18 protein-coding genes are annotated in these 19,755 nt (G+C 71.4%); 5 read left to right on the top strand and 13 right to left on the bottom strand.

Annotated features, from left to right (window positions below; translation table 11 throughout):
- Positions 1–82 precede the first annotated feature (82 nt).
- Entirely contained in the window at positions 83–421 is a 339-nt protein-coding gene (locus BMY19_RS00345; RefSeq protein WP_244435369.1) for a NepR family anti-sigma factor, read from the top strand.
- Between the two features lie 148 nt (positions 422–569).
- Here the strand turns inward: BMY19_RS00345 and BMY19_RS00340 are convergent, their stop codons facing one another.
- Positions 570–746, bottom strand: a complete 177-nt coding sequence (locus tag BMY19_RS00340) for a DUF1328 domain-containing protein (RefSeq protein ID WP_007568853.1) — start codon at positions 744–746, stop codon at positions 570–572.
- Between the two features lie 220 nt (positions 747–966).
- Here BMY19_RS00340 and BMY19_RS00335 point away from each other — a divergent pair, with 220 nt between their 5' ends.
- Together BMY19_RS00335 and BMY19_RS00330 are read left to right on the top strand one after the other, a co-directional pair.
- On the top strand, positions 967–1,134 hold the full coding sequence (locus BMY19_RS00335) for a hypothetical protein (protein WP_244534793.1): 168 nt from the start codon (positions 967–969) through the stop codon (positions 1,132–1,134).
- Positions 1,135–1,362: 228 nt separating this feature from the next.
- Entirely contained in the window at positions 1,363–2,283 is a 921-nt protein-coding gene (locus BMY19_RS00330; RefSeq protein WP_100250536.1) for an MBL fold metallo-hydrolase, read from the top strand.
- 13 nt (positions 2,284–2,296) lie between these two features.
- Here BMY19_RS00330 and BMY19_RS00325 read toward each other — a convergent pair whose 3' ends face one another.
- A complete protein-coding gene (locus BMY19_RS00325) occupies positions 2,297–3,076 on the bottom strand; it encodes a DUF1499 domain-containing protein (protein WP_026604580.1) in 780 nt (259 codons plus the stop codon).
- A gap of 67 nt (positions 3,077–3,143) precedes the next feature.
- Positions 3,144–4,976 (bottom strand): AsmA family protein, encoded by a 1,833-nt coding sequence (locus BMY19_RS00320; RefSeq protein WP_100250835.1) that lies wholly within the window; start codon positions 4,974–4,976, stop codon positions 3,144–3,146.
- A gap of 307 nt (positions 4,977–5,283) precedes the next feature.
- Here BMY19_RS00320 and BMY19_RS00315 point away from each other — a divergent pair, with 307 nt between their 5' ends.
- Together BMY19_RS00315 and BMY19_RS00310 are read left to right on the top strand one after the other, a co-directional pair.
- Complete coding sequence (locus tag BMY19_RS00315; protein ID WP_020090888.1) at positions 5,284–6,024, top strand: CoA transferase subunit A; 741 nt, start codon at positions 5,284–5,286, stop codon at positions 6,022–6,024.
- Positions 6,025–6,048: 24 nt separating this feature from the next.
- On the top strand, positions 6,049–6,711 hold the full coding sequence (locus BMY19_RS00310; protein ID WP_042671934.1) for a 3-oxoacid CoA-transferase subunit B: 663 nt from the start codon (positions 6,049–6,051) through the stop codon (positions 6,709–6,711).
- 361 nt (positions 6,712–7,072) lie between these two features.
- Here the strand turns inward: BMY19_RS00310 and BMY19_RS00305 are convergent, their stop codons facing one another.
- The 10 genes from BMY19_RS00305 to BMY19_RS00260 all read right to left on the bottom strand — a co-directional run bounded on the left by BMY19_RS00305 (position 7,073) and on the right by BMY19_RS00260 (position 19,740).
- Positions 7,073–7,366: a formate dehydrogenase subunit delta gene (locus BMY19_RS00305; RefSeq protein WP_056527622.1), complete on the bottom strand. Its 294-nt coding sequence runs from the start codon at positions 7,364–7,366 to the stop codon at positions 7,073–7,075.
- Between the two features lie 9 nt (positions 7,367–7,375).
- Positions 7,376–10,237 (bottom strand): formate dehydrogenase subunit alpha, encoded by a 2,862-nt coding sequence (gene fdhF / locus BMY19_RS00300; RefSeq protein WP_100250535.1) that lies wholly within the window; start codon positions 10,235–10,237, stop codon positions 7,376–7,378.
- A 10-nt stretch (positions 10,238–10,247) separates the two neighbouring features.
- A complete protein-coding gene (locus BMY19_RS00295) occupies positions 10,248–11,807 on the bottom strand; it encodes a formate dehydrogenase beta subunit (RefSeq protein ID WP_100250534.1) in 1,560 nt (519 codons plus the stop codon).
- Positions 11,804–12,277: a formate dehydrogenase subunit gamma gene (locus BMY19_RS00290; RefSeq protein WP_010684574.1), complete on the bottom strand. Its 474-nt coding sequence runs from the start codon at positions 12,275–12,277 to the stop codon at positions 11,804–11,806. Before BMY19_RS00290 ends, BMY19_RS00295 begins: the two co-directional genes overlap by 4 nt.
- 399 nt (positions 12,278–12,676) lie before the next feature.
- On the bottom strand, positions 12,677–13,333 hold the full coding sequence (locus tag BMY19_RS00285) for a glutathione S-transferase family protein (RefSeq protein ID WP_020090894.1): 657 nt from the start codon (positions 13,331–13,333) through the stop codon (positions 12,677–12,679).
- 96 nt (positions 13,334–13,429) lie between these two features.
- The gene (locus BMY19_RS00280) at positions 13,430–13,894 is read right to left on the bottom strand and encodes a cytochrome c-type biogenesis protein (RefSeq protein ID WP_020090895.1); all 465 of its coding nucleotides are present in this window, start codon (positions 13,892–13,894) and stop codon (positions 13,430–13,432) included.
- Entirely contained in the window at positions 13,894–15,894 is a 2,001-nt protein-coding gene (locus BMY19_RS00275; protein ID WP_020090896.1) for a heme lyase CcmF/NrfE family subunit, read from the bottom strand. The genes BMY19_RS00280 and BMY19_RS00275 overlap by 1 nt, the downstream gene beginning before the upstream one ends.
- Before the next feature lie 10 nt (positions 15,895–15,904).
- The gene (gene ccmE / locus BMY19_RS00270; protein WP_020090897.1) at positions 15,905–16,417 is read right to left on the bottom strand and encodes a cytochrome c maturation protein CcmE; all 513 of its coding nucleotides are present in this window, start codon (positions 16,415–16,417) and stop codon (positions 15,905–15,907) included.
- 197 nt (positions 16,418–16,614) lie between these two features.
- The gene (gene ccmI, locus BMY19_RS00265; protein ID WP_100250533.1) at positions 16,615–18,102 is read right to left on the bottom strand and encodes a c-type cytochrome biogenesis protein CcmI; all 1,488 of its coding nucleotides are present in this window, start codon (positions 18,100–18,102) and stop codon (positions 16,615–16,617) included.
- A 219-nt stretch (positions 18,103–18,321) separates the two neighbouring features.
- The gene (locus BMY19_RS00260; RefSeq protein WP_100250532.1) at positions 18,322–19,740 is read right to left on the bottom strand and encodes an ATP-binding protein; all 1,419 of its coding nucleotides are present in this window, start codon (positions 19,738–19,740) and stop codon (positions 18,322–18,324) included.
- Positions 19,741–19,755 lie beyond the last annotated feature (15 nt).

Genomic DNA, 19,755 nt, shown 5'->3' with positions numbered 1-19,755 from the left:
CTACCGCCCAACGCGGAGGCCCGCACTCCGTTCCACCCCCCAGCGGAACCGATGCCGGCGCGCAGGCGTTGCCGGCGCAGCCATGGCGTATGTCGAGCCGCAGCACAATGCGGCCGGGCCGACTTCGGCAACAAGGGGCGTGTTGATGGTGGACCAGGGAAAGGAGGCCGGTCTTCGCGCGCGCGATCCGCACGTCGAGACCGCTTCGGATCGCTTGTCGGAGTCCGAGAACAGCTCCGGCGGCACGGCCGCCTCCGACCCGTCCGACCGCGCCAGGAGCAAGGGCGGCCTCAGCGATCAGACCCGGAACCGCATCGCCGCGCAGCTGCGCGCGATGTACGACACGGTCACGCAGCAGCCCGTACCCGATCGCTTCGCCGAACTGATCGCCAAGCTCGACAGCGCCGACCGCAAGGCCTGAAACCGCTCGTCCCGTGACCGGGACAATCTACCCCTGCAACGGCGCGATGGCAGCACCGCGATGGGAAAAGCCGCCGCCCTGCGGCGACGGCTCTTCCGTGGGTCCGTGCGACGGCCCGCTGAACGGGGCCGGCCGCTCCGGCCCTCGGTCAAAGTGTCGGCGAACGGCCCCGCATCAGGCCGACAACGGCCGAGATGGCGAACAGGACGATCGCTACGAAGAAGACCAGCTTGGCCGCCTCCATGGCGGTGCCGGCGATGCCGCCGAACCCAAGCAGAGCGGCCACGAGAGCGACGACGAGAAAAGTTACGGCCCAACCGAGCATGGTTCGTATCCTTAGAAAGTACCAACGCGGGCGGGCCGCGTCGTTCTGAACACGAAAACGCCAAGGTTTCGCTCCGGTTCCGCCCCCATCGCGAAGTCCTGTGAGTCCCCGCGGGCGCGAGCGCCGGCCGCGACATGGGGTGACGGAACGAGACAGGGGCGCTAGCGTTCGAAGATAGGTCTTAAGGCTCGATCCGGGATTTGCGATGCTGCAATCTGCCATGAGTGCCGTTCGATCGAAGGCCGCCGCGATGGCGGCGCGCGTGACCGAGATCGTCGACAGGGCCGGCGACGCCCTGCGCGCGGCCGCACTCGGTCTCATGCCGGCACCGGCACCGGCGCCCGTACCGATCCGCGTGCGCGCACGGCAATCGCGCCGGCAGGACTGATCGCGGGACGCGCGCGACCCCGAAGCGGACGCGACCCCTTCCGCGTCCCTCCACAGGCGCCGGACGGCATCACCCTTGCGTCAGGATCACCGGCAAGACAGCGGGCAGGTCCTGACGCCATCCCAGAATGCCTCGCACCGCGGCCTCGCATCTCCTAGGCCTCGAGGGCGATTGCCACGCGGCCGCGAACCGTCCAAGGAACCGCCGTATCGATCGCACGGGATCGCGATGGCGGACACCGACGAGACCACCCTGACCTTCGATCCGTCGATGCCTCCGGCCGGCCGGCTGGACCGGGTCGCGCCACTGATCCGCCGGCGGGTCGCGCCGAACGGAGGCCCGTTCACGGCGAGCGGCACCTGCACCTACGTGGTGGGCCAGGATCGCGTCGCGGTGATCGATCCGGGCCCGGACGATCCGGCCCATGTCGAGGCGCTGCTTCGGGATCTCGGCACCGAGCGGGTCGAGGCCATCGTGGTCACCCACACCCATCGGGATCACTCGCCCGGAGCAAGGCTGCTCGCCGCGCGCACCGGCGCGCCGATCGTCGGATGCGCGCCGCACAGGGCCGCGCGGGCCCTGTCGGAAGCGGAGACCCCGATGCTCGACGCGAGCGCAGACCGAGCCCACGCGCCGGAACGGATCATGGTGGAGGGCGACGCCGTGTTTGGCTTGGGCTGGACCCTCGTGGCCGTCGAGACCCCCGGGCACACGATGAACCATCTCGCCTTCGCGCTGCCGGAGGCGCGGGCGCTGTTCTCGGGCGACCATGTCATGGCGTGGTCGACCACGATCGTGGCGCCGCCCGACGGCGCGATGCGGGCCTACATGGACTCCCTCGACAAGCTGCGCGGGCGCGACGAGACGGTCTACTGGCCGGGCCATGGCGGACCGGTGCGCGAGCCCGCCCGGTTCCTCCGCGGGCTCGCCGGGCATCGCCGCCAGCGCGAGGCGGCGATCCGCGCGCGGCTGGCCGCCGGCGACGGGCGGATCGCCGACATCGTCGCTGCGATCTACCAGGGGCTCGATCCCCGGCTCCGCGGCGCGGCGGCGCTGTCGGTCTTCGCCCACCTGGAGGATCTGGTCGGACGCGGGCTCGCGTCCTGCGACGGTGCCCCCCGCCTCGACGGCACCTACGCGCCGGCCTGAGAGGCGCGGCGGCTCACTTCACCGCGAGAGCGAGGTTGGCGACGTCGTCGAGATAGGCCCGGATCCGGTCGGCATTGCTGCCGAAATCGCGGCCGCCGAGCCGCGAGGCCGAGCGCACGTCGATCCGCGCCCCGTCGGCGCGGGGGCGGATGCGCACGGTGACATCGTCCGGCAGGTTGAGGACCAGCCCCCGCGCCACGGCCTCGATCCGGCCGTTCCCGGTCCGGCCGCCCGGCCGGATCGCCTCGACGATCTGCCAGTGCCGCTTCAGGGCAGCCTGCCGGGCGAGTTCGAAGGCCTCGTCGGCGCCGATATCGAGGGTCAGCGGCGCGATCTGCGGGTAGGCGCCGCGCTGGCTCTCGCGCGCAGCCGGGCTCGGGTCCGCCGGGTAGCGCCCGCCGCGGGCCGCGAAGGCCGCCCGCGAGCGCGAGAAGGCCGGCGGATTGTCGATGTCGGTGGTGATGTCCGAGAGGGCGGGAAGACGCAGGCCGCGCAGGCCCAGGAAGGCGGGGTAGCCGAGAACCGCCAGCGCCAGGATCAATCCGGCGAGGGCGGCCCCGAGACCGCGGGCGCCCTCGCGCCAGACCCGCACGAAGGCGAAGATCGCGGCCGCGGCCGCCAGCAGCGCGACGCCGAGCCCGGCCACGAGCGCCACGAGGGCGGCGTCCGTGTCGGAGCGCGGATCCCGGACGAGGACCAGGGCGATCCCGGTGGCGATGACGGAGAACACGGCGAGCCGCCGGGCCAGCGGCCCCGCGCGGGTCACGGGTTCCTCGATGAGCAGGCGGCGCATGGGGATCATGAAGGCGTTCGAGGCCCGATCTTAGAGCTTGGCCGGAGCCGGCGCCATGGCGCCGCGGTCACGGCGCGTACGCGCGGGCGTTGCCGGGCAGGCCGAGCGTGGCGGGCAGTTTGAGCGGGTCGGGGAGCATCGCGCCCCCGTACCGGCCGACCGGGTCGGGGATCTCGCTGTGCGCGACCGTCTGAGCCGTCAGGGCGCTCCAGGGCCCGGTCACCGCGAACAGGATCCCGCGGGAGGAATCGCCGGGCGGACGCAGGACGAGGTCGCCCTTGGCATCGAGCCTACGCTCCGGCAGCGAGACTTGGCCGTGCAGGGTCGCCCCGACGCTCGGCCCCAGGAGACCCGACTCGGCGATCTCGCCCACGCCGTCGGCGAAGCGCAGCGTCACCACGGCCCGTTCGAAGGCCGTCCGGCCGTTGCGGCGCGCCAGGGCGCCGGACGCCACCGCGCCGTTGCGGTGGATGACGTCGGCGAGGTCGAGGCCCGCGATGGCACCACCGTCCATGGCGAGCGTGGCCCGGCCATTCAGGTGCGCCAGCAATCCGACCGTGTCCCGGGCCCTGGATTCGAGGGCGAAATGCCCCTGCACGGGCCCCACCACCCAGCGGGCCGCGCCGATCTCGCCGAGCAGCGCGCCGAGGTCGACGCGGTCGAGGCTTCCCTGCGTGCGCAGTTCGGTCGCGGCCGGATCGGACCCGCTCGTCAGGTTGACGCGCCCCTTGAACGTGCCGTCCTGGATCCGGGCCCGGTTCACCGCGACCTCCAAGGCGGCCTCCCGCACCAGGACACTCGCCGCCAGATCCTGCACCCGGACGGCGCCGGCGCGCCCCTCGGCCGCCGACAGGCGCAGGTCGAGGTCGCCGCGCGTGAAGGGCGCCAGGGCGATCGACGCGGGCGCGGGGTCGAGGAGCCGCGACAGATCCGCGACGAGAGGCGTGAGATCGAGCGTCTCGGCCGCCAGGGTCGCCTGCACCGAGAGGCGCGGCGCCTTGCCGGGCCCGAACGCGACGGCGCCGGCCCCCTCGAGCACGTTCTGACCCAGGCCGATGCGCAGGCTCGGCCACGAGACGGACCGCTCGCCCGTCTCGAACCGGCCGTCGACCGAGAAGGCGCCGGCGAGCGGCGCCAGCGGCATATCGCGGCCGATCCAGGCCAAGCTCTCCGGCAGGGATCGCGTCTCGAACCGGACCTGCCCGGACATGACGGGCAGCGCGCTCCCCTCCGCCGGCGGCGCCACCGTTCCGTCCGCCGCGAGGCGGCCGTCCGGCCACGTGATCTCCGCAGTGAACGGGCTCCCGCGGCGCTGGGCCATCTCGGCCGGACGCAGGTGGCTGAGGGCGATCCGGGTCGGCACGCCGCGCCAGATGAGGCTGGCGCGGCCCTCGGCGGCCTTGCCCCAGAGCGGCCACGCGATGTCGAGGTCGATGTCCCGGGCCGTGTCGCCGGCGGCGAGGCGCGCGTCGCGCACGACGATCCGGCGCGGCCGGGCCGTCTCGCCGGACCGGGCCTGCTCGGCGAGGCGCGCGAGGGGGGCGTCCCAGCCGGCGAGGTCGTCCGACAGCCGCGCGCCTTCCAGGCGGAGGCCGCTCACCGCGGCGCGGCCGCCGAGGAGGCTCAGCGGGTCGAGATCGATGGTCAGACGGCCCTCATCCGCCAGGACCGGGCCGTCGGAACCGGCAGCGAGCCGGACGCGGTCGAGGGTCAGGCGCGGCCAGGGCAGCACCGCGAGGCGCGCGGGCCCCCGCAGCGTCAGCTCGAGTCCGTAGGCGTCGAAGGCGCGGCGGGCGAAGGCCGTGGCCCGGCCATCCTCCAGGGGCCAGTCGCGCAGGCCGAGGCCGGCCGCGATCAGGCTCCCGAGAGCGAGGATGAAAATCGGGCGGCGCAGCGACATCATGCTCCGAGAGGGCGGCGGCTGTGGCCGGAAGCCGGGCGCCGCGCCGGCCCCTCGGGCTGCCACGGCCCGGCAGGGTCTGCACGTCGAGTGGGCAACTTAGCGTCCCCGGCCGGTTTTGTCTGCCGCGCCCGCGCAGGGCCGCCCTGCCCTCCCCAGCGCAGTGCCGGTTACGGATCGCTCGGGACCGCGCCGGCCGGTGCGGTGCACCACTGGATTTCGCGCGCGGAATCGGGAAGAGCAGGCGCGAGGACACGCGCGTCCCGAGGTTTCGGCCGGTCGGGTCCGGCGGGAAAAGGACGGTTCGATGAAGAAGGTCTACACGGATGCCGCCGCGGCCCTGGCCGGCCTCCTGCGCGACGACATGATGGTGATGTGCGGCGGCTTCGGCCTCTGCGGCATCCCCGACGAGCTGATCGAGGCGGTGCGCCTCTCCGGCGTCAAGGGCCTCACCGTCGTGTCGAACAATGCCGGCATCGACGGGGTCGGTCTCGGCAAGCTCCTGGACACCCGTCAGGTCGCCAAGATGATCTCGTCCTACGTGGGCGAGAACAAGGAGTTCGCCCGGCAGTACCTCGGCGGTGAGCTGGAGATCGAGTTCAACCCGCAGGGCACGCTGGCCGAGCGGATCCGCGCCGGCGGCGCCGGCATCCCGGCCTTCTTCACCAAGACCGGCGTCGGCACCAAGGTCGCCGAGGGCAAGGAAGTCCGCGAGTTCGACGGCGAGCAATACGTCATGGAGCGCGGCCTGTTCGCCGACCTCGCCCTGGTCCACGCCCACACGGGCGACACCGAGGGGAACCTGCGCTACCGGATGACCGCCCGCAACTTCAACCCGATGATGGCCACCGCCGCCAAGATGACCGTGGCGCAGGTCGAGCACCTCGTGAAGCCGGGCGAGATCGATCCGGACACGATCCACACGCCCGGCATCTTCGTGAAGCGCATCATCGACGTCGGGCAGCGCGACAAGCGCATCGAGCAGCGCACCACGCGCAAGCGCGGCGACAGCACCCCGGCCGCGGCGGCCGGCGGCGGCACGCACTGATCGGACGGGAAGGGAGCGAGAACGATGGCCTGGACCCGCGAGCAGATGGCGGCGCGCGCCGCCAAGGAGCTGGAGGACGGCTTCTACGTGAACCTCGGCATCGGCATCCCGACGCTGGTGTCGAACTACATCCCCGAGGGCATGTCGGTGCAGCTCCAGTCGGAGAACGGCATGCTGGGCATGGGCCCCTTCCCCTACGAGGGTGAGGAGGACCCGGACCTGATCAACGCCGGCAAGCAGACGATCACCGCTCTGCCGACGACGAGCTACTTCTCCTCGGCGGATTCCTTCGGGATGATCCGCGGCGGGCACATCAACCTGTCGATCCTCGGCGCCATGCAGGTGGCCGGCAACGGCGACCTCGCCAACTGGATGATCCCCGGCAAGATGGTGAAGGGGATGGGCGGCGCCATGGACCTCGTGGCCGGCGTGAAGCGCGTGGTCGTGGTGATGGAGCACGTCGCCAAGAACAAGGACGGCACCGAGAGCCCGAAGCTGCTCAAGGCCTGCGACCTGCCGCTCACCGGCACGCAGGTGGTCGACCTGGTGATCACCGATCTCGGCGTGTTCGAGATCGACAAGAAGGGCGACGGCGGCATGAGGCTCATCGAGCTCGCCGACGGCGTCACCGAGGACGAGATCCGCGGGAAGACCGAGGCCGATTTCACCGTCGCCCTGAAGAACTGACGTCTCGGGGCCCGGCGGCCGGCGTCGCCGGGTCCGCCGGGTGGGAGACGGCCGGGCACCCGACCGTCCCGCAGTGCCGCCGCCCAACGCCTTTCCACATCGGCGCAGACGGTTCTCGGTTCAGACGGCGCGCTCCGTCGTCGCGAGCGCAGCGAAGTGACCCAGGGTCGCGCCATCGTGGAGAGCGGGGCGCTGTTGGATTGCTTCGCTCCGCTCGCGAGGACGGCGGAACCGGTCGGTGACCCGGAAACCGCATCGAACGCCAGGCACCCCCGCTCCCAGTCGGGACAGGGGTGCTTCGCGTGATCGCCTGCCGGCCAGGCGTGGCGCGGGCTGAGGGTCCAGCCCGGCCTCGGGCGGATCAGCCGGCGTCGCTGGCGCCCGCGCCCGCGAGTTGCGGATTCCGGGTCGCGGGCCGCACCGGGCTGTCGGCCGCCGGTTCCTCGCCCCGCAGCGCCCGCCGCACGTAGCCGTCGACCCGGTCGCCCTGCTCCGGCAGGGCGGCCTCGAGATGCGCGATCATCTTGGGCGTCCAGAACGCCTTGATGTGCTTCTGGATCCCGGCCACCGCCTCCTCCTCCGGGTAGGACCGGAAGAAGGTCGCGATCTGGTTGGCCATGCGGACGAGCTTGTCCGCCTGCGTCACGGCGCTCATCGGGTACTCTTACTCTGCCGCGTCGAGGGTCTGGGCGATCCGGGTCAGGGAGAAGTCCTCCTCGTAGAACTTCGCCTGCCAGTCGGAGGGCCGGTTGGTCCGCCGGACCTGCACCGCCGTCACCTTGTACTCGGGGCAGTTGGTCGCCCAGTCCGAGTAGTCGGTGGTGATGACGTTGGCGCCGGTCTTGGCGTGGTGGAAGGTCGTGTAGACCACGCCGGGCTGCATCCGCTCCGAGATCTTGGCCTTCAGGGCGATGTCGCCGGAGCGGCTCTCCAGGGCGACGAGGTCGCCGTCGACGATGCCGCGCAGCTCCGCGTCGAACGGGTGGATCTCCAGCACGTCCTCCTCGTGCCAGCGCGAGTTCTCGGTGCGCCGGGTCTGCGCGCCGACATTGTACTGGGACAGGATCCGGCCCGTGGTCAGGATCAGCGGGAACTTCGCGCCCGTCCGCTCCTCGGTGGCCACGAACTCGGTGATCATGAACCGGCCCTTGCCGCGGACGAACCGGTCCACGTGCATCATCGGCGTGCCGAGCGGCGCCTTCTCGTTGCAGGGCCACTGCACCGAGCCGAGCTCGTCGAGCTTGGCGTAGGACACGCCGGTGAAGCTCGGGGTGAGCGAGGCGATCTCGTCCATGATCTCGGACGGGTGATTGTAGTTCATGGGGTAGCCGAGGGCATTGGAGAGCAGCACCGTGCCCTCCCAGTCGCCGTAGCCGCCCATCGGGGCCATGACCTTGCGGACCCGCGAGATGCGGCGCTCGGCGTTGGTGAAGGTCCCGTCCTTCTCGAGGAACGAGGCGCCCGGCAGGAAGACGTGGGCGTACTTGGCGGTCTCGTTCAGGAACAGGTCCTGGACGACGATGCACTCCATCGCCATCAGGCCCGAGGTCACGTGGTGCGTGTCGGGATCCGACTGGGCGATGTCCTCGCCCTGGATGTACATGCCCTTGAACGTGCCTTCGACGGCCTCGTCCAGCATGTTGGTGATGCGCAGGCCCGGCGCGTTGTCGAGCTTGGCGCCCCAGAGGGCCTCGAAGCTCTCGCGGGTCGCATCGTCCGAGACGTGACGGTAGCCCGTCAGCTCGTGCGGGAACGAGCCCATGTCGCAGGAGCCCTGCACGTTGTTCTGGCCGCGCAGCGGGTTCACGCCGGCGCCGAGCTTGCCGATGTTGCCGGTGGCCATGGCGATGTTGGCCATGCCCATGACCATCGTCGAGCCCTGGCTGTGCTCGGTGACGCCCAGCCCGTAGTAGATGCCCGCCGCGCCGCCCTTGGCGTAGAGCCGGGCCGCCCCGCGGACCTGCTCGGGGTCGAGGCCGGTGAAGGACTGCTGGTTCTCCGGGGAGTGGCGCTCGTCGGCGATGAACCGGGCCCAGGACTCGAACTCGGCGAGGTCGCAGCGCTCGCGGACATAGGCCTCGTCGATCAGCCCCTCGGTGACGATCACGTGCGCCAGCGAGTTGATGAAGGCGACGTTGGAGCCGGGCTTCAGCGGCAGGTGATAGTCGGCCTTGATGTGGGGCGACTTCACGAGGTCGATCTTGCGCGGATCGGCGACGATCAGCTTGGCGCCCTCGCGCAGGCGCTTCTTCATGCGCGACCCGAAGACCGGGTGGCCGTCGGTCGGGTTCGCGCCGATCACCAGGATCACGTCGGACTTCTCGACCGACTTGAAGTCCTGGGTGCCGGCCGAGGTGCCGAGCGTCGACATCAGGCCGTAGCCGGTCGGCGAGTGGCAGACACGGGCGCAGGTGTCGACGTTGTTGTTGCCGAAGGCGGCGCGCACGAGCTTCTGGACGAGGTAGGCCTCCTCGTTGGTGCAGCGCGACGAGGTGATGCCGCCGACCGAATCCTTGCCGTACTTGACCTGGATCCGCTTGAACTCGGAGGCCGCGCGGTCGATCGCCTCCTCCCACGACACTTCGCGCCACGGATCCGTGATCTTCTCGCGGATCATCGGCTTGGTGATGCGGTCCTTGTGGGTGGCGTAGCCGTAGGCGAAGCGGCCCTTCACGCAGCTATGGCCCTCGTTGGCCTTGCCGCCCTTGTAGGGGACCATGCGGACGACGCGCTCGCCCTGCATCTCGGCCTTGAACGAGCAGCCGACACCGCAATACGCGCAGGTCGTCACCTCCGCGTGCTCGGGCTGGCCGTACGCGTGGATCGATTTTTCCTGCAACGTGGCCGTCGGACACGCCTGGACGCAGGCGCCGCAGGAGACGCACTCGGATTCGAAGAAATTGGTCGGGCCGGCCGCCACGCGGCTGTCGAAGCCGCGGCCCGCGATGGTCAGCGCGAAGGTGCCCTGCACCTCCTCGCAGGCGCGGACGCAGCGGTTGCAGACGATGCACTTCGACGGGTCGTAGGTGAAGTACGGGTTCGACTCGTCCTTCGGCAGATACTTCTCGGAGCTCGGCCGGACGTGGTTGTCGCCCTCGTAGCCGTAGCGCACGTCGCGCAGGCCGACGACGCCCGCCTGGGTCTGCAACTCGCAGTCACCGTTGGCCGCGCAGGTCAGGCAGTCGAGGGGATGGTCGGAGATGTAGAGCTCCATCACGCCCTTGCGGAGCTTGGCGAGCTTCTCGTTCTGCGTGTGCACCACCATGCCGTTCTCGGCCGGGGTCGTGCAGGAGGCCGGGGTGCCGCGCCGGCCCTCGATCTCCACGAGACAGAGGCGGCAGGAGCCGAACGGCTCCAGCGAGTCGGTGGCGCAGAGCTTCGGGATCTGCGTCCCGGCCTGCATCGCCGCCGCCATCACCGAGGTGCCGGCCGGCACCGTCACCGACATGCCGTCGATCGTCAGCGTCACCGTCTGCTCGCTGACGCGGATCGGCGTGCCGTAGTCGATCTCCTTGATCAGGCCCATCGACGTCTCCTCACTCGGCCGCGGCCGGCAGATCGCCGGCGCGCCTGAAATCCTCGGGGAAATGGGTGATCGCGCTCATCACCGGCATGGGCGTCAGCCCGCCCATGGCGCAGAGCGATCCGTCGGTCATGACCTCGCAGAGATCCTCGACCAGCTTGAGATTCGCGTCCGGCCGGATGCCGGCGATGACCTTGTCCATGGTCTCGACGCCGCGGGTGGCGCCGATGCGGCAGGGGGTGCACTTGCCGCAGGACTCGGTGGCGCAGAACTCGAAGGCGAAGCGGGCCTGGGCCGCCATGTCGACGGTATCGTCGAACACCACGATGCCGCCGTGGCCGACGAGGCCCTTCTTGGCCGCCATCGCCTCGTAATCGAGGGGCGTGTCGAGGAGATGATCGGGGAAGTAGGCCCCGAGCGGCCCGCCGACCTGCACGGCCCGGACCGGCCGGCCCGAGCGTGTACCGCCGCCGAAATCCTCGATGACCTGTCGGAGGGTGATGCCGAAGGCCACCTCGATCAGGCCGCCGTGCTTGATGTTGCCGGCGAGCTGGATCGGCAGGGTGCCGAGCGACCGGCCCATGCCGTAATCGGCGTAGGCCCTGGCGCCGTTCTCCAGGATCCACGGCACGGCCGTGAAGGTCATGACGTTGTTGACCAGCGTCGGCTTGCCGAGGAAGCCCTTGAGCGCCGGGATCGGCGGCTTGGCGCGGACGATGCCGCGGCGGCCCTCCAGGCTCTCCAGCAGCGAGGTCTCTTCACCGCAGATGTAGGCGCCGGCGCCGAGGCGAACCTCCAGATGGAAGGTCTTGCCCGAGCCCAGGATGTTGTCGCCGAGCACGCCGGCCTGGATCCCGTTGGCGATCGCCTCCTTGAGGGTCGCGAAAGCCTGCGGATACTCGGAGCGTAGGTAGATGTAGCCGCGCGTGGCGCCGGTCGCGACGCCCGCGATGGTCATGCCCTCGATGAGGTTGAAGGGGTCGCCCTCCATCATCATCCGGTCGGCGAAGGTGCCGGAATCGCCCTCGTCGGCGTTGCAGACCACGTACTTCTGGTCCGCCTTGGCGAGCATCACGGTGTTCCACTTGATGCCGGCCGGGAAGCCGGCACCCCCCCGGCCGCGCAGGCCGGAATCGCGCACCGCCGCCACGATGCCCTCGGTATCGAGCTTCAGCGCCGCCTCAAGGCCGCGATAGCCGCCATGGGCGCGGTAATCGTCCACGGAGACTGGGTCGATCACGCCGCAACGGTGGAAGGTGAGGCGCTGCTGCCGGGCGAGGAACGGGATCTTTTCAGGGTCGCCGAGGCGCAGGGCATGGTCGCCGCCCTCGATCAGGCCGGCGTCCAGCAGGGCATCGACGTCTTCGAGCTTGACCGGGCCGTAGGCGATCCGCCCCTCGGGGGTGCCGACCTCGACCATCGGCTCCAGCCACGCCAGACCGCGGGAGCCGGTGCGCACGATGGTGACGTCGAGGCCGCGGCGCTCGGCGCCCGCGAACAGCGCGCGGGCAACCTTGTTGGCGCCGAGCCCGAGGGCGACGGCGTCGCGCGGAACGTAGAGCGTGACGCTCACTGGCGCACCTCCGTCAGGGCAGCTTCGAGGGCGTCGGCGGTCAGGTGCGCGACGGGCTCACCGTCCACCAGCGCGGCGGGGCCGTTGGCGCAGAGGCCGAGGCAGTAGACCGGCTCGACCGTGGCGCTGCCGTCGGCGGTGGTCTCGTGCCAGCCGCAGCCGAGGCGGCCCAGGATCTCGCGGTGCAGCTTGTCCGAGCCCATGGCCTGGCAGGCCTCGGCCCGGCACAGCTTCACCTCGTGGCGGCCGGCGGGGTGCGCCCGGAAGTCGTGGTAGAAGGTGATGCAGCCGTGGACTTCGGCGCGCGACAGGTTCAGCGCGTCCGCGATCAGCGGCACGGCACCGGAATCCACGTAGCCGAAGGTTTCCTGCAGCGCGTGCAGGATCGGCAGTGTGGCCCCCTCGAGATGGGTGTGCTCGGCGATGATCCCGGATGCGCGCTCCGCGCTCCAGGGCTCGTGACGCGCCATGGTTTCCAGCCCAGTCTGTTCCTGTTCTAATGCGAACAGGAACAGAAATGCCGAATGGCATCAATCGCGCTGTCCGGTCGGGCGACAAAGGACGTTTGTCGAGCTGTAACGCGCAGGCCCGAGGAGCGGAGCCAATTCGTTAACCTGTTGCCGCAGAACGATTTTTCAGATCCGATCGGCAGTCAGGATTTGTCGTGTGCGTCGCAACATAAATTTGTGCTCTGCAAGAAATTGCATTCCGCCACGTCGGTTCCGGAACGTCCGCTCAGAGCCCTCGGTCCTTGCGAGCGAAGCGAAGCAATCTAGGGCAGCGCAACCTCGGCAAGCGTGGCGCGACTGGATTGCTTCGCTCCGCTCGCAAGGACGGTGGCGGGCTCCAAGACGGCAGCCTCGGCCGCGTCAGAACTCCATCTCGAGTTCCTCGATCTCGTCCGGCTCATCGGCGGCGGCCTCCGCCCACTCGACCATCAGCGGCCAGTGCAGGATCGTGTCGCGGTAGGCGGCGGCGCGGGGCGGCAGCGCGACGTCGTAGGTGCGGAAGCGGGTGCAGACAGGGGCGAACATCGCGTCGGCGAGGCACGGCCGCGCGCCGAACAGGTACGGCCCCTCGTAGCGGTCCAGGCAATCGTCGAAGATCGTGACGATGCGCTCGATATCGGCCTTGGCACCGTTGAACACGCGGAAATCGGGGTGGAAGGCGCGCAGGTTCATCGGCAGCGCCGAGCGCAGATTGACGAAGCCGGAATGCATCTCCCCCGAGATCGACCGGCAATGGGCGCGCTCCGCCACGTTGCCGGGCAGGAAGCCGGCCTCCGGGAAAGTCTCGGCGAGATACTCGGCGATCGCCAGCGTGTCCCAGACGACCACGTCGCCGTGGCGCAGGCGGGGCACCAGGAACGAGGGCGACAGGTGCAGCAGCTCCGCCCGGGTGGTGGCGTCGGTGCCGGACAGGACCTCCGTCCGGAAGTCGAGCCCGGCCATCCGGCAGATCAGCCAGCCCCGCAGGGACCACGAGGAGTAGTTGCGGCTCGAGATGGTGAGCGTAGCGGCCGTCATCGTCCTGCCCCGGGCGCGTCGCCGATCGTGCGGTCTGCGAGGCCCGATCCAAGACTCGTGCCGAACGGGGCGGGCGAATCGCTTCCGGCGGCGATTCTACTCCCGTCGCAGCAGCGCCGCGACCTCCGCCTGCTCGGCGGCCGACAGGTTCCGGGCCGGCGCGGGCGGGCGGCGACGGGCGAGGCGCCAGATGCCGAGCCCGCCGAGCAGCACCGCGAGCACCGGGGTCAGCCACAGCAGCAGGGTGTGCAGCGCGAAGACCGGGCGCAGCAGCACGAACTCGCCGTAGCGGGCCACGACGTAGTCGAGCACCGCCGTGTCGCTGTCGCCCTTCTCCAGCCGCTCGCGGACGATCAGGCGCAGGTCCTTGGCGAGCGGCGCGTCGGAATCGTCGATGGACTGGTTCTGGCAGACGAGGCAGCGCAGTTCGGCCGAGATCTCCCGGGCGCGGTGCTCCAGCGCGGGATCCTTCAGCACCTCGTCGGGCTGCACCGCCAGGGCCGGCAGAGACGCCAGCAGGGCGAGCGCGGCCAGCGCCGGGCGGAGCGAACGGCGCGCCATCACTCGGCCGGCACCGCGACCGGGAGCGGCCGCGCCTTCGCCTTGGCGGGGACGCCCACGCGCATCCGCCGGTCCGTGAGCGACAGGCCGCCGCCCAGCGCCATCACCACCGCCCCGAGCCAGATCAGCAGGACCAGCGGCTTGTAGTAGAGGCGCAGGCCGACGCCGCCGTCCTGCCCGATCTCCCCGAGGCTCGCGTAGACCTGGCTGACACCGTTGGTCAGCAGCCCCGATTCCGTCACCGCCATCTTGCGGCTCGGGTAGAAGCGCTTGCCGGTCTCGACCTTCCCGACCTCGTCGCCCCCGCGGGTGCGGATCGTCAGGTAGGCGGCGGCCTCCTCGTAGTTCGGTCCCTTGCGCGGCGCGACCCGGTCCAGGGTCGCCACGTAGGGCCCCGTCGCCAGGCTCTCCCCGGGCTTGAGGGTCGCCAGCCCCTCGGTGGCCCAGCCCTGCGCGGCGATGCCCAGCACCACCACGCCGACCCCGGCATGGGCGATGGCGGTGCCCCAGGCCGAGCGCGGCAGGCCGACGGCGCGGCGGCCGATCTGTCCGAGGGACCGGGCGCGGCTCGCCCCGTAGCCCCGGGCGCGGGTGACGATCTCCAGGGCGGACCCGATCAGCAGGTAGGCGCCGAGGCCGATCCCGACCGGCGCCAGGACCGGCCCGCCCCAGGTCAGCGCCAGCACCGCGAAGCCGACCACCAGGGCGACCGCCAGCGCGGCGAACAGGCGCTGGGCGGCGGCGAGCACGTCGCCGCGCTTCCAGGCCAGCGCCTGCCCCATGGGCACGATCAGCAGCAGCGGGATCGCCAGCGGCACGAAGGTGGAATTGAAGAAGGGCGGACCGACCGTGATCTTCTCGCCCGTCAGCATCTCGAGCACCAGCGGGTAGAGCGTGCCGACCAGCACGGTGGCGCAGGCCGCCACCAGGAACAGGTTGTTGAGGACGAGCGAGCCCTCGCGGGAGATCGGCGCGAACAAGCCTCCCTGCCGCAGCAGCGGCGCCCGCCACGCGAACAGCGTCAGCGAGCCGCCGATGAACAGGATCAGGATCGCCAGGATGAAGACGCCGCGGGTCGGGTCGGTGGCGAAGGAATGCACCGAGGTGATCACGCCCGAGCGGACCAGGAAGGTGCCGATCAGCGAGAGCGAGAAGGTCAGGATGGCGAGCAGCACCGTCCAGACCTTCAGGGCGTCGCGCTTCTCCATCACCACGGTGGAGTGCAGCAGCGCCGTGCCGGCGATCCACGGCATCAGGGAGGCGTTCTCCACCGGGTCCCAGAACCACCAGCCGCCCCAGCCGAGCTCGTAGTAGGCCCAGTAGGAGCCCATCGCGATCCCGAGCGTCAGGAAGCACCACGCGGCGAGGGTCCAGGGCCGCACAGCCCGCGCCCAGACGGCGTCGATCCGCCCGTCGATCAGCGCGGCCACCGCGAAGGCGAAGCTGATCGAGAAGCCGACATAGCCGACGTAGAGGAGCGGCGGGTGGACCGCGAGACCCGGATCCTGCAGCAGCGGGTTGAGGTCGTTGCCCTCGAGCGGAGCCGGGATCACCCGGGTGAACGGGTTCGAGGTCGTGATGATGAACAGCACGAACACGAAGGTGATCAGCCCCTGCACGGCCAGGGTGTTGGCCCGCAGCCGCGGCGGCACCGAGTTCTTGGCCGCCGCCACGCAGGCGCCGAACAGGGTGAGGATCAGGACCCAGAGGAGCATCGAGCCCTCGTGGTTCCCCCAGACGCCGGAGATCTTGTAGATCAGCGGCTTCTGCGTGTGCGAGTTCTCGACGACGTTCTGGACCGAGAAGTCCGAGGTGACGTGCGCGTAGGTGAGCGCCGCGAAGGCGAAGAGCACGCAGGCGAAGGCGCCGAGCGCCGCCTGAGAGGCGGTCTGGCGCAGGGCCGGATCGCCCGAGCGGGCGGCCCAGATCGGCATCACCACCTGGACGAGGGAGATCGCCAGCGCGAGCGCGAGGGCGAAGTGGCCGGTCTCGACGATCATGCGGGTTCCCTCACCGCTCGCTGCGGGGACCGAGGGTGCTGTCCGCCGCCGCGGTAGCGGGCTTCGGCGCCGGGCCGCCCTTGTTCGGGCCGCCCTCCTGCCAGCGCCCCTGCGCCTTCAGCGCGTCGGCCACCTCGCGGGGCATGTAGGATTCGTCGTGCTTGGCCAGCACCGTGTCGGCGCGGAACTGCCCGCCCGGCTCCAGCACGCCCTCGGCGACCACGCCCTGCCCCTCCCGGAACAGGTCCGGCAGCAGGCCCTTGTAATGGACCTCGACGGTCTCGTTCGTGTCGGTGACGGCGAAATCGACCGTCTGGTCGGGGCCGCGCCTGAGCGAGCCGTCCTTCACCAGCCCGCCGAGCCGCAGGCGCGTGCCCGGGGCGATGGCCTGCTTGGCGATGTCGGTGGGCGAGCGGAAGAACACGATCGAGCCGCTCATGGCGTACAGCATCAGCCCCACGGCGAGCGCCAGGACGCTGCCGCAGGCGGCGATCAGGATCAGGCGGCGTTTCTTACGCGTCACGATACTTCCACCCCGCGGTCCGGCGCGCGGAGACCCGCCTCGACCGGAACCGTTCTCATTCTAGTCTTGAGGGTGTCGGCTCCAGGCGCCCGCGGGTCAAGGGCGGGCGTCGGGACCGATTGTCGTACGGACCGCTCCGCGGAGGCGGGCTCGCGATTTCGTGGCGCCGGGGAACAGGCTTGGCGGAGGCCCGGCGGTCAGGGATTGGGCTTGGCGGGGAGCTCCAGCTCCCGGGCGAGACCGTCGAGCCGCGCCACAGCCTCGCTGTTGGCGGCCAGCGCCATCCGGGCGCGGTCGAGGGCCTTCACCGCCTGGTCGCGCTCGCCCAGCGCGCTGTAGGAACGCACGAGCCGCATCCACTCGTCCGGCGTGCCGCCCCGCGCGGCGAGGCGCCGGTCGAGACCCTCGACCATCCCGCGAATCGCCGCCTGCTGCTCCGCCTGCGGCATGGCGCGCACGGCCGCCATCGCGGCCTCCTTCTCGGCCTGGACGCCCGGTCCCGCCCGGCCCGATTCGGCCGGCGCGGGCGCCGCGCCCTCGGCGCCGAGACCCACGGCGCGGGCGCCCTGCTCGACCTGGGCGAGACCCTGCGGGTCGCCCGCGAGGGCCGTGCGCGCGCGGGCCAGGGCGTCGGTCGCCTGCGCGCGCTCGCCGAGGACCATCCGGGACCGGACGAGCCGCAGCCACTCGTCGGGGGTGCCGCCGCCGGTCTTGAGGCGGCCGTCGAGCCCGTCGACCATGCCGCGAATCGCCGCCTGCTGCTCGGCCGGGATCTCGGGGGCGGCCTGGGGCGTCGCGGGCGGGGGCGGCTCGCCCTTGAGGCGGGCGAGGCTCTGCTTGACGATCCCGAGCCACGGGGCGTTCGGCGGGCTGCTGGCCTCGAGCTCGGTGAGCTGGCGGATCGCCTCGCCGGTGTCGCCGGCCTGCTCGGCCGCGCGGGCGAGGTAGAAGCGCGGCTTGGGCGCGTTCGGCTCCTTGGCCTGCGCCTTCTCGAACAGCGCCTTGGCCTCGGGCGACACGGTGCCGTCGCCGGCCGCCGTGAGCGCCTCGCCCTGGTCGGCCAGGAGGTCGGGGGTCTCGCCCTTGATCCGCGCGAGGTGGCCGTAGGCGCGGGCGGCGTCGTCGAATCGGCCGGTGCGCATGTAGACCGGGGCGAGCACGGCCCAGCCGCGGGCGTCGTTCGGGTCCCGGGCGAGGCGCGCCTCGATCTGCCCGACGGCCTTCATCAGCTCGTCGGCGCCGCCGCGGGCGGCCTGCCGGTCGGCCTCGGTCTGCGCCGGCACCTCGGGCGAGCCGTAGAGCCCGTAGGCGATCAGCGCCACGAGCGGGATGGTGGAGAGCGCGAAGGCCGAGGCGGCGCGCCGGCGGCGCAGGCGCGGCTCGGCCGGGCGCGCGGCCTCGGCGATGCCGGAATCCTCGGCCTCGCGCTGCGCCTCGCGGCTCGACCGGAGCAGGCGGCGCGCCGCCTCGGCCTTGGCGGTCTCGGCCTCGTCGGGGGCGATCAGGCCGCGCTCGAGGTCGCGGTCGATCTCGGCGATCTGATCCTCGTAGAACGCCGTCTCGGTGGCGAGCCCGCTGCCGCCGGCCTCGCCGGTCGGCACGGCGGCGCGCCGCGACATCGGCCAGAGCAGGCCGAGCACGGCCGCCGCGGTCATGGCCGCCAGGATGAACCAGATCGCCGTCATGGACCTTATCGCCAACGGGCCGCACCGGCCCGCCCCTCCCCACGCCCTGTGGAGCCGGCGGCGTGATGCCACGACGCCTCCCGGCGGCGGCTCGGTGTCACGCAACTCTGTTGCGATGACAAGGCCCCGGGCGGGAGCCATGAGGCCGCGCGCCGCCTCCCGGCCCGTACCCGGACGCGGCCGGACGTGCCCGGATTTGCCCGGGCGCGGCCGACGGCCTCAATGGGCGGCCGTGCCGACCGGCAGGTCCCCCGGCACCTCCAGCACCGCGCGCAGGCCGCCGAGCGCCGCCTGCTCCAGGGTGAAGCGCCCCCGGTACAGGGCGGCGAGGTCGGCCACGATCGACAGGCCGAGTCCCGAGCCGGGCTTCGATTCGTCGAGGCGACGCCCCCGGCCGAGCACGGCCTGCCGGGCCTCCGGCGGCAGGCCCGGACCGTCATCCTCGATGGCGACGACGAGGTGGGGATAATCGTCCTTGCTCACCGCCTCGGCCCGGATCGCCACCCGCCCGTGGGCCCACTTGGACGCGTTGTCGACGAGGTTGCCGACCATCTCCTCGAAATCCTGGCGCTCGCCGCGGAAGCGCAGGCCCGGCGGGACGTGGACGTCGTAGGCGATGTCCTTGTCCCGGTAGATCTTCCCGAAGGTGCGCACGAGGCCGGCGAGCGCCGGCTCGACCTCCGTGGAGGTGCCGAGCGTGCCGGCGAGCGCCGCGGCGCGGGCCCGGTCGAGGTGATAATTGACCTGATCGCGCATCACCGCGGCCTGCTCGCGGATCTTCTGCGCGAGCTCCTCCGGGGCGTCCGAGGCCCCGACCTCGTTGACGATGATCGAGAGCGGCGTCTTCAGGGCATGGGCGAGGTTGCCGACCTGGGTCCGGGCACGCTCCAGGATCTCGCGGTTGGTCTCGATCAGGAGGTTCACCTCGCCGGTGAGCGGGGCGATGTCGCGGGGATAGGTGCCGGTGATGCGGTCGGCCTCGCCCCGGCGCACGGCCCCCAGCGCGGCGCGCATCTTCTTGAGCGGCGCGAGACCGAACCGGATCTGCAGCAGGGTGGTGATCGCCAGCGACAGGCCGAGCAGGCCGAAGGTGATGGTCAGCGAGTTCCGGAACCGGTCGACGTCGTTCACGATCTCGTCGGCGGGGCCCGCGACCCGGACCGTGTAGCGGCCCTCCTCGCCGAGATCGACGTCGCGCTCCATGATGCGCAGGAGGCGCCCGTCCTGCCCCTTGCCGTAGCCCTGGCGGATCTGCCCGACCCCGACCTTGCCGTCGGAATCGGTGGCGGGCGGTAGCGGCACGCCGACGAGGGAGCGGGAGGTGCGCACGTCGCGCGGCTTCGCGTCCGGCTTGCCGACCTGCCAGTACCAGCCCGACAGGGGCAGGTCGAAGCGCGGGTCGCCGAGCGAGAAGGTCCGGCTCTCGGGATCGTTGGGCGAGACGAGGTCGGTGGCGAGGTTGTTGGCGAAGACGAGGAGCCGGCTGTCGAAGGAGCGCTCGGTGTTCTCGCGGTAGAGGGTCGTGAGGATCCAGGCCGCGATCAGCAGGATCGCGGAGCTCGCCAGGAACGCCGACACGGCGAGCCGCACCGCGATGGAGCGGCGGCGCAGGGAGAAGAGGCCGATGAGGTCGATCATGGATGCGTCGGTCGC

It is taken from the genome of Methylobacterium sp. UNC300MFChir4.1 (genome assembly GCF_900110155.1).
Classification (GTDB): Bacteria; Pseudomonadota; Alphaproteobacteria; order Rhizobiales; family Beijerinckiaceae; genus Methylobacterium.
The sequence above is the reverse complement of the archived record's forward strand: the minus strand, read 5'-3'. Positions and strand labels throughout refer to the sequence as shown.

Coding starts and splice junctions, on each gene's coding strand:
- BMY19_RS00345 (WP_244435369.1), top strand. CDS start 83: ATGGCGTATGTCGAGCCGCAGCACAATGCGGCCGGGCCGACTTCGGCA.
- BMY19_RS00340 (WP_007568853.1), bottom strand. CDS start 746: ATGCTCGGTTGGGCCGTAACTTTTCTCGTCGTCGCTCTCGTGGCCGCT.
- BMY19_RS00335 (WP_244534793.1), top strand. CDS start 967: ATGAGTGCCGTTCGATCGAAGGCCGCCGCGATGGCGGCGCGCGTGACC.
- BMY19_RS00330 (WP_100250536.1), top strand. CDS start 1,363: ATGGCGGACACCGACGAGACCACCCTGACCTTCGATCCGTCGATGCCT.
- BMY19_RS00325 (WP_026604580.1), bottom strand. CDS start 3,076: ATGCGCCGCCTGCTCATCGAGGAACCCGTGACCCGCGCGGGGCCGCTG.
- BMY19_RS00320 (WP_100250835.1), bottom strand. CDS start 4,976: ATGTCGCTGCGCCGCCCGATTTTCATCCTCGCTCTCGGGAGCCTGATC.
- BMY19_RS00315 (WP_020090888.1), top strand. CDS start 5,284: ATGAAGAAGGTCTACACGGATGCCGCCGCGGCCCTGGCCGGCCTCCTG.
- BMY19_RS00310 (WP_042671934.1), top strand. CDS start 6,049: ATGGCCTGGACCCGCGAGCAGATGGCGGCGCGCGCCGCCAAGGAGCTG.
- BMY19_RS00305 (WP_056527622.1), bottom strand. CDS start 7,366: ATGAGCGCCGTGACGCAGGCGGACAAGCTCGTCCGCATGGCCAACCAG.
- fdhF (WP_100250535.1), bottom strand. CDS start 10,237: ATGGGCCTGATCAAGGAGATCGACTACGGCACGCCGATCCGCGTCAGC.
- BMY19_RS00290 (WP_010684574.1), bottom strand. CDS start 12,277: ATGGCGCGTCACGAGCCCTGGAGCGCGGAGCGCGCATCCGGGATCATC.
- BMY19_RS00285 (WP_020090894.1), bottom strand. CDS start 13,333: ATGACGGCCGCTACGCTCACCATCTCGAGCCGCAACTACTCCTCGTGG.
- BMY19_RS00280 (WP_020090895.1), bottom strand. CDS start 13,894: ATGGCGCGCCGTTCGCTCCGCCCGGCGCTGGCCGCGCTCGCCCTGCTG.
- BMY19_RS00275 (WP_020090896.1), bottom strand. CDS start 15,894: ATGATCGTCGAGACCGGCCACTTCGCCCTCGCGCTCGCGCTGGCGATC.
- ccmI (WP_100250533.1), bottom strand. CDS start 18,102: ATGACGGCGATCTGGTTCATCCTGGCGGCCATGACCGCGGCGGCCGTG.
- BMY19_RS00260 (WP_100250532.1), bottom strand. CDS start 19,740: ATGATCGACCTCATCGGCCTCTTCTCCCTGCGCCGCCGCTCCATCGCG.